General features: G+C 69.7%; 11 protein-coding genes. 9 read left to right on the top strand and 2 right to left on the bottom strand.

Annotated features, from left to right (window positions below):
• Nucleotides 1-119: 119 nt before the first annotated feature.
• Nucleotides 120-662: an Mpo1 family 2-hydroxy fatty acid dioxygenase gene (locus A4F85_RS05735; protein WP_063325914.1), complete on the bottom strand. Its 543-nt coding sequence runs from the start codon at nucleotides 660-662 to the stop codon at nucleotides 120-122.
• A gap of 62 nt (nucleotides 663-724) precedes the next feature.
• On the opposite strand from A4F85_RS05735, the gene A4F85_RS05740 reads away from it, so the two are divergent.
• The 9 genes from A4F85_RS05740 (at nucleotide 725) to A4F85_RS05780 (ending at nucleotide 9,089) form a co-directional block, all read left to right on the top strand.
• Entirely contained in the window at nucleotides 725-1,561 is an 837-nt protein-coding gene (locus A4F85_RS05740; protein WP_013801494.1) for a Crp/Fnr family transcriptional regulator, read from the top strand.
• 95 nt (nucleotides 1,562-1,656) lie between these two features.
• A complete protein-coding gene (locus A4F85_RS05745) occupies nucleotides 1,657-3,090 on the top strand; it encodes an aldehyde dehydrogenase family protein (RefSeq protein WP_063325915.1) in 1,434 nt (477 codons plus the stop codon).
• Nucleotides 3,091-3,165: 75 nt separating this feature from the next.
• Nucleotides 3,166-3,774 (top strand): DUF2889 domain-containing protein, encoded by a 609-nt coding sequence (locus A4F85_RS05750; RefSeq protein ID WP_063325916.1) that lies wholly within the window; start codon nucleotides 3,166-3,168, stop codon nucleotides 3,772-3,774.
• A 24-nt stretch (nucleotides 3,775-3,798) separates the two neighbouring features.
• A complete protein-coding gene (locus A4F85_RS05755; protein WP_063325917.1) occupies nucleotides 3,799-4,584 on the top strand; it encodes an SDR family oxidoreductase in 786 nt (261 codons plus the stop codon).
• Nucleotides 4,585-4,649: 65 nt separating this feature from the next.
• Nucleotides 4,650-5,786, top strand: a complete 1,137-nt coding sequence (moaA, locus tag A4F85_RS05760; RefSeq protein ID WP_013801490.1) for a GTP 3',8-cyclase MoaA — start codon at nucleotides 4,650-4,652, stop codon at nucleotides 5,784-5,786.
• Nucleotides 5,787-5,871: 85 nt separating this feature from the next.
• The gene (mobA, locus tag A4F85_RS05765) at nucleotides 5,872-6,567 is read left to right on the top strand and encodes a molybdenum cofactor guanylyltransferase MobA (protein ID WP_063325918.1); all 696 of its coding nucleotides are present in this window, start codon (nucleotides 5,872-5,874) and stop codon (nucleotides 6,565-6,567) included.
• A 52-nt stretch (nucleotides 6,568-6,619) separates the two neighbouring features.
• Nucleotides 6,620-7,966, top strand: coding sequence for a molybdopterin molybdotransferase MoeA (gene moeA, locus A4F85_RS05770; RefSeq protein ID WP_063325919.1), 1,347 nt, complete (start codon nucleotides 6,620-6,622; stop codon nucleotides 7,964-7,966).
• A gap of 12 nt (nucleotides 7,967-7,978) precedes the next feature.
• On the top strand, nucleotides 7,979-8,311 hold the full coding sequence (locus tag A4F85_RS05775; RefSeq protein WP_012206687.1) for a thioredoxin family protein: 333 nt from the start codon (nucleotides 7,979-7,981) through the stop codon (nucleotides 8,309-8,311).
• A gap of 46 nt (nucleotides 8,312-8,357) precedes the next feature.
• Entirely contained in the window at nucleotides 8,358-9,089 is a 732-nt protein-coding gene (locus A4F85_RS05780) for a TetR/AcrR family transcriptional regulator (RefSeq protein WP_231890445.1), read from the top strand.
• Between the two features lie 53 nt (nucleotides 9,090-9,142).
• On the opposite strand, the gene A4F85_RS05785 is transcribed toward A4F85_RS05780, so the two are convergent.
• On the bottom strand, nucleotides 9,143-9,768 hold a 626-nt coding region (locus A4F85_RS05785; protein WP_197485451.1), incomplete at its 5' end, for a Bug family tripartite tricarboxylate transporter substrate binding protein.

Here is a 9,768-nt window from a genome sequence, read left to right on the forward strand (position 1 = left end):
GCAGGGGGATAGCAGCGTGATTTTAGGCGCAGGCACACGCCCCCACGGATGGCTCCGCAGGAACGCCTGCCATGCTACGGCGGCAAGCCTGCGCCAAGCTTGCAGCGCCCGGGCCGTTTTCAGGCGTGTGCGCCGCCCGCGCGCCGCTGCACGGGACCGCTGCGCTGCTCCACCGCATGCTGCACTTCGCGGCGCAGGCCCAGGGCAAAGCCCAGCTCGGCCAGCACGAACAGCGGCCCAATGACCAGGCCCACGATGTCATCCAGGAAAGCCGGCTTGCGGCCCTCGTAGTAATGGCCCACGAACTGGATCACCCAACCCACGGCGAAGATGCCCAGGCCCCAGCCCAGCCAAGCCCCCATCGGCAGCATGGCGATGGGCTGGGCCAGCGCCAGCATCAGGGCAAGCACCAGGGCCATGGCGATGCCGTAGCGCAGGTCCAGCAGACAGTAGTAGATGCCTGCCGCCAGTGCCGCCAGCAGGGCCAGGCTCAATGGCAGCTCGGGCAGGCCCTCGCCCAAGGGGGCAGCCCACTGCAGGCGGGCCAGCAAAATCACCACCGCCCACATGATCAACGGCACGCCGACGAAGTGCGTGAGGATGTTGCGTGGATCACGGTGATAGTCCGCGTACTGGGACAGTTGGTCGATGAGGGTTTTCATAGGCTGCACCTGCGGTGGATGTTGCGCAACCATGGTGGTGTCATCAAGGATTGGCGTCTGTCATGGATCCGACACAAGCCTCATCGCACACCTCGGGCTTACCCGCACCCGCCCCGGCAGCTCCGGCAGCCCACGCCGCCCCGCGCGGCGTACGGCGCCGTGCTGCGGCCGGCCCGCCGGGCATGGCCGATCTCTGGGCCACCATCGAGGCGGGCCGCTGGTTCCACGCCCTGCCGCCGGAGCTGGGCGCACAGCTCAAGGCACTGGCCCAGCCCCGCACGCTGGCGGCAGGCGACTGGCTGTTCCGGCGCGGCGACCCGCCCTGCGGCCTGTATGCGGTGGCGCGTGGCGCGCTCAGCATCTCGGGAACGGCTGCCTGCGGCGAGCAGGCCCGCACGGCGCTGCTGACCCTGGTGGAGCCTCCCATGTGGCTGGGGGAAATCGCGCTGTTCGATGGAGCCGAGCGCACCCACGATGCCCAGGCAGCCACGGCCTGCACCGTGCTGCACGTGCCCCAGGCCCCACTGCAGGCATGGCTGGCGGCCCATCCCGAACACTGGCAGGTGCTGGCCTTGCTGCTGACCGACAAGCTGCGCGTGTGCCTGATGGCGCTGGAGGAGCACACGCTGCTGCCTGCGCCGCAGCGCCTGGCGCGGCGCCTGGTGCGCATGGCCGAAGGCTTTGACCAGTGGCAGCCGGACGGCCAGGGCCGCCAGCGCTGGCGCCGCGAGCTGGATGTTTCCCAGGAACAGCTGGCGCGCATGCTGGGCCTGTCGCGCCAGACCACCAACCAGATCCTGCAGGAGCTGCAGCAGGCCGGTTGCCTGCAACTGCGGCGCGGCAAGATGGAGGTGCTGGACCGGCAGGGCCTGCGCGACGCGGGCTGGCCCGAGGACTGAAGCCACTGAAGCCGCTGTAGCCACCAAGGCGATCGAGGGGACGCAGCAACGCCCGGGACTGGACAAGCGGCGCGGGCACCCCACAATCGGGCTCCATGCAATACCACTACATCGGCAATGCGTCCGTGCCCACGGAGTCGGGACGCACGATCCCCGTGCTGGACCCATCGGACGGGCAGGCTTTCGACGAGCTGCAGCGCGGCTCGCCCCAGGACATCGACCTGGCCGTGCGTTCGGCGCGCGAGTGCCAGGACAGCGTCTGGAGCAAGCTTTCTGCCGCAGAGCGCGGTCGCCTGCTGATGCGCCTGTCGGGCAGCGTGCTCCAGCATGCCGATGAGCTCACGGCCATTGAGCAGCGCGACTGCGGCAAGCCCACGCGCCAGGCCCGTGCCGACGTGCTGGCGCTGGCGCGCTACTTCGAGTTCTATGCCGGCGCCTGCGACAAGCTGCACGGTGAGACCCTGCCCTACCAGCAGGGCTACAGCGCCCTGACCTGGCGCGAGCCCCACGGCGTGACCGGCCACATCGTGCCCTGGAACTATCCCATGCAGATCCTGGGGCGCAGCGTGGGCGCGGCGCTGGCCACGGGCAATACCTGTGTGGTCAAGCCCTCGGAAGACGCCTGCCTGTCCGTGCTGCGCGTGGCGCGGCTGGCCACCGAGGCAGGCTTTCCAGCCGGCGCCTTCAACGTGGTCACCGGCCTGGGTCACGAGGTGGGCGAGGCCCTGGCGCGCCATCCCGGCGTAGACCACCTGAGCTTCACGGGCAGCCCCGGCGTGGGCACGCTGATCCAGCAGGCGGCTGCCGAGCGCCACTGCCCCGTCACGCTGGAGCTGGGCGGCAAGAGCCCGCAGATCGTGTTTGCAGACGCGGACCTTGATGCCGCCGTGCCCGCCATCGTCAACGCCATCGTGCAGAACGCGGGCCAGACCTGCTCGGCAGGTTCGCGCGTGCTGATCGACTCGCTGATCTACGAGCCGCTGCTCGAACGCCTGGGCCAGGCCTTCGAGGCGCTGCGCGTGGGCCCGGCCGCCATGGACCTGGACCTGGGGCCGCTGATCCGCGCCAGCCAGCAGCAGCGCGTCTGGGATTTCCTGTCCGACGCCCAGGTGGCCGGCATTGCCGTGGTGGCGCAAGGCCAGATCGTCGAGGATGCGCCCGACAGCGGCTTTTACCAGGCGCCCACCCTGCTGCGCGACGTGCCGCCCGAGCACCGGCTGGCGCAGGAAGAGATTTTCGGCCCCGTGCTCTGCGCCATGCCCTTCCATGACGAGGACCATGCCGTGCAACTGGCCAACGGCACGGCCTACGGCCTGGTGGCCGGCCTGTGGACGCGCGACGGCGCGCGCCAGCTGCGTCTGGCGCGGCGCCTGCGCTGCGGCCAGGTCTTCATCAACAACTACGGCGCCGGTGGCGGCGTGGAGCTGCCCTTCGGCGGCGTCAAGTCCAGCGGCCATGGCCGCGAAAAGGGCTTCGAGGCGCTCTACGGCTTTACCACGCTGAAGACCGTCGCCATACGGCATGGCTGATCTTTGCGCATGACGGAAAATCGCGGGATGCCCGGCGCCAGCCGGCAGCCCGCGACAGAAAGAACAGCTTCCCCCATGCCCTTGTCCCCCATTCCCGACCGCACGCCCCAGCATGAACGCGACGTGCGCTACCGCAGCTACGCCCGCGCCGACGGCCTCTGGGATATCGAAGGCGAGCTGCGCGACAGCAAGACCCATGACATCGAACTGAGCGGCGGCCGCCACATGCCCGCCGGCACGGCCATACACCACATGTGGATACGCACCACGGTCGATGCCCGCCTGACGGTGCAGGCCATCGAGGTCGTCATGGATTCCCACCCGCTGGGCCACTGCCCCGAGGCCACGCGGGCCCTGCAGAAAATGGTGGGCTGCAGCATGGCGCGCGGCTGGCGCAAGGCCATCAACGAGAACCTGGGCGGCGTGGCCAGCTGCACGCATCTGCGCGAGCTGCTGTTCAACATGGCCACCGCCGCCTTCCAGTCCGTGCCGGGCGTCTTTGGCGATGCCGACCCCAGCCAGCCGCCACGCCACCTGGGCCAGTGCCTGGGCTGGGACTTCAACGGCCCCGGCGTGGCCCGCTATTACCCGCAATTCGTGGGCTGGCAGCCCGGCACAGGCGGCGCGACCCCGATCCCGGCGACCACAGCAACCACAGCAACCACCGAAACCCAGGGGGCCTGACCCCCGACCGAGGAGCAAAGCCCGATGCGTGTCCAGGACAAATCCATCATCGTCACAGGCGCCGGCAGCGGCATCGGGGCCGGCATAGCGCAGCGGCTGGCCGCCGAAGGTGCCCGGGTCATCGTCAACGACATCGACCGCGAGGCCGGCACGCGCGTGGCACAGTCCATCACCGCCGAAGGCGGCCGGGCACTTTTCGTGCAGGCGGACATGACACGCAGCGAACAGGTCAAGGCCCTGGTGGAGGCCACGCTGCAGGCGCATGGCCGGCTCGACGCCTTCATCAACAACGCGGGCTGGACGCACCGCAACCGCCCCATGCTCGAAGTCAGCGAGGCCGAGTTCGACCGCGTCTACGCCATCAACGTCAAGAGCATCTACCTTTCTGCCGTGCACGGCGTGCCCGCCATGCGCGCCAACCCGGCGCTGGCCGATGGCCTCCCTGGCGGCGGCAGCTTCATCAACATCGCCTCCACGGCCGGCCTACGCCCTCGGCCGGGGCTGACCTGGTACAACGGCTCCAAGGGTGCCGTCATCATCACCAGCAAGTCCATGGCGGCCGAGCTCGGGCCCGAGAACATCCGCGTCAACTGCATCAACCCCGTCTTCAACCCCGACACCGGCCTGGCCGCCGAGTTTGCCGGCGGCCCCGTGGACGAGGAGCGCCGCGCGCGCTTTCGCGCGACGATTCCGCTGGGCCGCTTTTCCACAGCGCTGGACGTGGCCAATGCCGCGCTGTATCTGGCCAGCGACGAGGCCGCCTTCATCAGCGGCACCTGCATCGAGGTGGACGGAGCGCGCTGCGTCTAGACACAGATCAAGAACTGCAGGCTTGCGCAGTGCCTGGACATAGGCATTCGGGCAAAATCGCAGGCATGGCAGAACGAGTGATCCCCCTGGTCGACGAGCGCTCCCCCACGCGCCCGGCCGCCGTGCCAAGTCTGCTGCAGACGCCCACCGGCGATCTGCAGGACAGGCTTGGCCGGTCGCTGCGCGACCTGCGCATCAGCATCACCGACCGCTGCAACTTCCGCTGCAGCTACTGCATGCCCAAGGAAGTCTTCGACAAGAACTACAGCTACCTGCCGCACGGCTCGCTGCTGAGTTTCGAGGAAATCACGCGCACGGCGCGCCTGTTCGTGCAGCACGGCGTGCAGAAGATCCGGCTGACGGGTGGCGAGCCGCTGCTGCGCAAGAACGTGGAAACGCTGGTGGAGCAGCTCTCCGCCCTGCGCACGCCCGGCGGCCAGCCGCTGGACCTGACGCTGACCACCAATGGCTCCCTGCTGGCCCGCAAGGCCCGCGCGCTCAAGGACGCGGGCCTGAACCGCGTCACCGTGAGCCTGGACGGGCTGGACGACGCGGTGTTCCGCAGCATGAACGACGTGGACTTCCCGGTCTCCGACGTGCTGGCCGGCATCGAGGCGGCCCAGGCCGCAGGCCTGACCAACATCAAGGTCAACATGGTGGTCAAGCGCGGCACCAACGAAGACCAGATCCTGCCCATGGCGCGCCACTTCCAGGGCACGGGCGTGACCTTGCGCTTCATCGAATACATGGATGTGGGCGCGACCAACGGCTGGCGCATGGACGAGGTCCTGCCCTCCGACGAGGTCATCGCCCGGCTGCGCGCCGAACTGCCCCTGGTGCCGCTGCAGCCCAGCGCCACCGGCGAGACGGCCGTGCGCTGGGGCTATGCCGACGCGCGCGGCCTGCACGACCCGTCGCTGGGCGAGGTCGGCGTGATCAGCAGCGTCACCCATGCCTTTTGCGGCGACTGCAACCGCGCGCGCCTGTCCACCGAAGGCCGGCTGTACCTGTGCCTGTTCGCCTCCGAAGGCTGGGACCTGCGCAGCCTGCTGCGCAGCGGCGCCAGCGATGCAGAGGTCGCCTCCGCGCTGGCCCCCATCTGGCAGCAGCGCAGCGACCGCTACTCCGAACTGCGCGCCAGCCTGCCGGCCAGCACGGGCACGCAGCGCAGGCGCATCGAGATGAGCTACATCGGCGGCTGATCCGTGCGGCGTGCGCGGGGCGTCGGCGCCCTGCCATCGCCGCCCCGCCCCCTACCCCTTTTCCCGCTGCTCCCTCCCGCCCCACATGCCCCCTTCTTCCCATCCCGCTCCCCTGCACGCCCCACTGCTCCTGAACGACATCACGGGCTGCGTGCTGGCAGGCGGGCGCGGCATGCGAATGGGCGGCATCGACAAGGGGCTGCAGCCCTTTCTGGGCCAGCCGCTGGCGGCCCATGCGCTGGACCGCCTGGCGCCCCAGGTCGGGCATCTGCTGATCAACGCCAATCGCCATGCCGAGGCCTATGCGCAATTGGGCGCGGCCCACGGTGCGCCGGTCTGGCCCGATGCCGAACCCGACTATCCCGGCCCGCTGGCCGGCTTCCTGAGCGGCCTGATGCACTGCCGGACGCCCTGGCTGGTCTGCGTGCCCTGCGATACGCCGCTGTTCCCGCTGGACCTTGTGGAGCGGCTTGTGCAGGCGGCGCTGTCGCAGCAGCCTGCGGCCGACATCGTCGTCGCCCATGGCTGGGAGCGCTCGCTTGACGCAGATCAATCCCTGCTGCGGGCACAGCCCGTGTTCTGCCTGATGCGGTCATCGCTGCGTGATAGTCTGCAATCGTTCATACGTTCGGGCGGCCGCAAGATCGATGCATGGACGGGCCAGCACCGCTGCGCCACGGCCCTCTTCGACCGCGCAGGCGACAGCCCGCTGGCCTTTGCCAACGCCAACACGCAGCAGGAGCTGCAGGCGCTGGCGCGCGCCGCAGCCACCCCGTCGTAGTGCCCCGCGCCGCCGGCCCGCACGCCGCCTTGCCCAACCGGATTCCGTTCTGATGACAGCATCCTTCCAGCCCGCATCCCCCACCACCGCATCCACCCAGGACCTGAGGGTCGATCAGGCCCTGACACAGCTGGCCAGCCTGCTGCAGCCCCTGGGCCCGGTGGCAGAGTTGGAGACGCTGGCGCTGGCCGATGCGCTGGACTGCGTGCTGGCCGAAGACATCGTCTCCCCCGTCGATGTGCCAGCGCATGACAACGCCGCCATGGATGGCTATGCCTTCGATGGCGGCCAGCTGCAGGCTGCTCACGCCGGTTCGCCCGCTGCACCGCTGGTGCTGCGCGTGGTCGGCCAGGCCCTGGCCGGCAAACCCTGGCACGGCAGCGTGCAGGCCGGCGAGTGCATCAAGATCATGACCGGCGCCGTGTTGCCTAGCGGGCTGGACACGGTGATCGCGCATGAACGCACCGTGTCCGCAGGCACTGACCACATCGGCATTCCGGCAGGCAGCGTGCGTGCCGGGGACAACCGGCGCCTGCGCGGCGAGGACCTGAGCCTGGGCCGCGTGGCCCTGGCGGCGGGCCAGCGCCTGCATCCCGCGGCCCTGGGCCTGATTGCCAGCCTGGGCCAGCCCCAGGTGCGTGTGCGCAGGCGGCTGCGCGTGGCCTATTTCTCCACGGGCGATGAAATCCTCCACCCCGGCACGGCGCCGCGCGAGGGTGCGGTCTACGACAGCAACCGCTTCAGCCTCATCGGCCTGCTGCAGCGCATGGGCGTGCAGGTGCTGGACCTGGGCGTGGTGGCCGACGAGCCCGAGGCCCTGCAGGAGCGCCTGCGTGAAGCCGCCTCTTTGGCCGACGTGGTGCTGACCAGCGGCGGCATCAGCGCAGGCGAGGCCGACCACACGCGCGCCATGCTGCAGCGCATGGGCTGCGTGCACTTCTGGCGACTGGCCATGCGGCCCGGCCGGCCGCTGGCCGTGGGCCTGCTGCAGCCCGATGCGGGCACGCCGTTTGCCGCAAGCCGCACGCCTGCACGCACCACGGTGCTGATCGGCCTTCCTGGCAATCCCGTGGCCGCCATGGTCAGTTTTCTGGTCTTTGTCCGTCCGGCACTGCTGCAGCTCATGGGCGCTGCGCAGGCAGCTGCCGAGCCGGCCGCCCTGCCCCAGGCCGTGGCTGCCCATGCGCTGTCCAAGCGGCCGGGCCGCACCGAGTACCAGCGCGGCCTTCTGTCCACAGGCGCCGATGGCCGCTGCCTGGTCCGCACCACCGGGCCGCAGGGTTCGGGCGTGCTGCGCTCCATGGCCGAGGCGGACTGCCTCATCGTGCTCGAACATGAGCGCGGTGCCGTGCAAGCCGGCGAAGCCGTGTCCATCCTGCCGCTGCAGGCCTTTCCCTGACAGGAGATTCCCATGCCCTTCCAGTCCAAGCACCTGACCGACGCCCCCGATCGCAGCACCGTCGACACGCTGCCCGGCGCTACCTTGCTGGAGTTCGGCACCGCCTGGTGCGGCCACTGCCAGGGCGCGCAACCGCTGATTGCCCAGGCGCTGGAGGCCGCCCCGCAGGTGGCGCACATCAAGGTGGAAGACGGCCCCGGCCGGGCCCTGGGTCGCAGCTACCGCGTCAAGCTCTGGCCCACCCTGATCTTTCTGCGTGACGGGCAGGAGGTGCAAAGGCTGGTGCGGCCCCAGCAGGCCCGCGAGATCGCGGACGCGCTGGCCCGCATTACCGCCCAGCCCTGACGCTTGCGGCGCGGCCGCTGCCTGTGTATCGCCGACAATGGCCCGCATGCCGCCTCAAAAGAAGCCAACCGAATCCGCGCCCAAGAAGCCCCGCCGCAACAGCGGCCGCCCGCTGGCCGACGATGCCGTGGGACGGGACATCATCCTGCAGACCACGGTCAACCTGCTCAAGACCCGCACGCCGGAGCAGCTGAGCATTCTGGAAATCGCGGCGGCAGCCGGTGTCACGCGTGCCCTGGTGCGCTACTACTTCAGCAGCCTCAAGGGCTTGCTGCAGGAGGTGACGGAGTCCCTGATGCGCGAGTTGCAAAACCGCATGGAAGTGGCGCTCAGGACGCAGGGCACGGTGGAAGAGCGCGTCTACCAGCGCCTGCTGCTGCGGCTGGATTTCATGCGCGAGCACCCGCAGTTCGAGCGGCTGGCGCTCTCCGAGATCTACCACTACGAAAGCGAAGAAGAGCCGCCGCCCTCGGGCACGCCGCTGCAGCGCATCACGCGGCGCGGGCTGGAGCTGACCTCGACCATGCTGATGGACGGAGCGCAGGCCAGCCACCCGGCACAGGTGGACCCGCGCTTCATCCACCTGGCCATCCTCAGCATTTCGGCCTTCCTGCCCACGGCACGGCCGCTGCTGGCCGAGCTGTTCGGTGAGGGACTCGAGGCAGACCAGCAGATCGAGCGCTACCTGCGCTTCATGTCCCACCTGCTGGCCGAGCGCATCAGGCAGGATGCGCCGGCGCAAGACCACCCTCCTTCCCCGGGCCACCACCCGGGATGACTTGCGCCGGCGCCCGCTGCTTCCTCCCTCCTTTCGTTCAGCGCCTGTTCAATCTAGTCCGGCTGTATGCCCAGTTCCTTGACCAGCCGCCCGAAGCGCTCGAAATCGCCGGCATTGGTCTTGCCCAGGCGCTGGGGCGGACCGCCCACGGGGACGGTTCCCAGCGTGGCCATGCGCGCCACCACGTCGGGCATCCTGAGGATCTCGTTGAGATGCGTATTCAGCAGCTTGACCACCTCGGCGGGCATGTTCCTGGGGCCGAACAGGCCGTACCAGGCGGTCAGCTCCACGTCCTTGTAGCCCAGCTCGGCCAGCGTGGGCACGTCGGGCGCCAGCGGTGAGCGCTGGGCATCGGCCACGGCCAGCGCCACCAGCTTGCCGCCGGGCAGATAGGGAGCGATGGAGCCCAGCGTGCTGTAGGTGAAGGGCACATGGCCGCCCACCACATCGGTGACGGCCGGCGCCACGCCCTTGTAGGGAATGGCCTCGAAGCGGGCGCCCGTGGCGCGCCGGACCATCTCGCCGAGGAAGTGCATGGGCGAGCCATTGCCCGGCGTGGCATAGCCCAGCGAGCGACCTTGGCTGGAGGAGATGGCATCCTTGAAGCTGCGCACGCCCGCACCGGGCCCGGCGACGAGGAACAGCGAAGTGGAGCCGACCTCGATCACGGGCGTGAAGC

Origin of the sequence: Delftia sp. GW456-R20 (genome assembly GCF_001622915.1) — a bacterium.
GTDB classification, from domain to species: Bacteria; Pseudomonadota; Gammaproteobacteria; order Burkholderiales; family Burkholderiaceae_C; genus Comamonas; species Comamonas acidovorans.

Excerpts from the sequence above, each read along its gene's own strand:
- A4F85_RS05775 (WP_012206687.1), top strand. The coding sequence starts at position 7,979 with ATGCCCTTCCAGTCCAAGCACCTGACCGACGCCCCCGATCGCAGCACC.
- mobA (WP_063325918.1), top strand. The coding sequence starts at position 5,872 with ATGCCCCCTTCTTCCCATCCCGCTCCCCTGCACGCCCCACTGCTCCTG.
- A4F85_RS05745 (WP_063325915.1), top strand. The coding sequence starts at position 1,657 with ATGCAATACCACTACATCGGCAATGCGTCCGTGCCCACGGAGTCGGGA.
- A4F85_RS05735 (WP_063325914.1), bottom strand. The coding sequence starts at position 662 with ATGAAAACCCTCATCGACCAACTGTCCCAGTACGCGGACTATCACCGT.
- moaA (WP_013801490.1), top strand. The coding sequence starts at position 4,650 with ATGGCAGAACGAGTGATCCCCCTGGTCGACGAGCGCTCCCCCACGCGC.
- moeA (WP_063325919.1), top strand. The coding sequence starts at position 6,620 with ATGACAGCATCCTTCCAGCCCGCATCCCCCACCACCGCATCCACCCAG.
- A4F85_RS05780 (WP_231890445.1), top strand. The coding sequence starts at position 8,358 with ATGCCGCCTCAAAAGAAGCCAACCGAATCCGCGCCCAAGAAGCCCCGC.
- A4F85_RS05755 (WP_063325917.1), top strand. The coding sequence starts at position 3,799 with ATGCGTGTCCAGGACAAATCCATCATCGTCACAGGCGCCGGCAGCGGC.
- A4F85_RS05740 (WP_013801494.1), top strand. The coding sequence starts at position 725 with ATGGATCCGACACAAGCCTCATCGCACACCTCGGGCTTACCCGCACCC.
- A4F85_RS05750 (WP_063325916.1), top strand. The coding sequence starts at position 3,166 with ATGCCCTTGTCCCCCATTCCCGACCGCACGCCCCAGCATGAACGCGAC.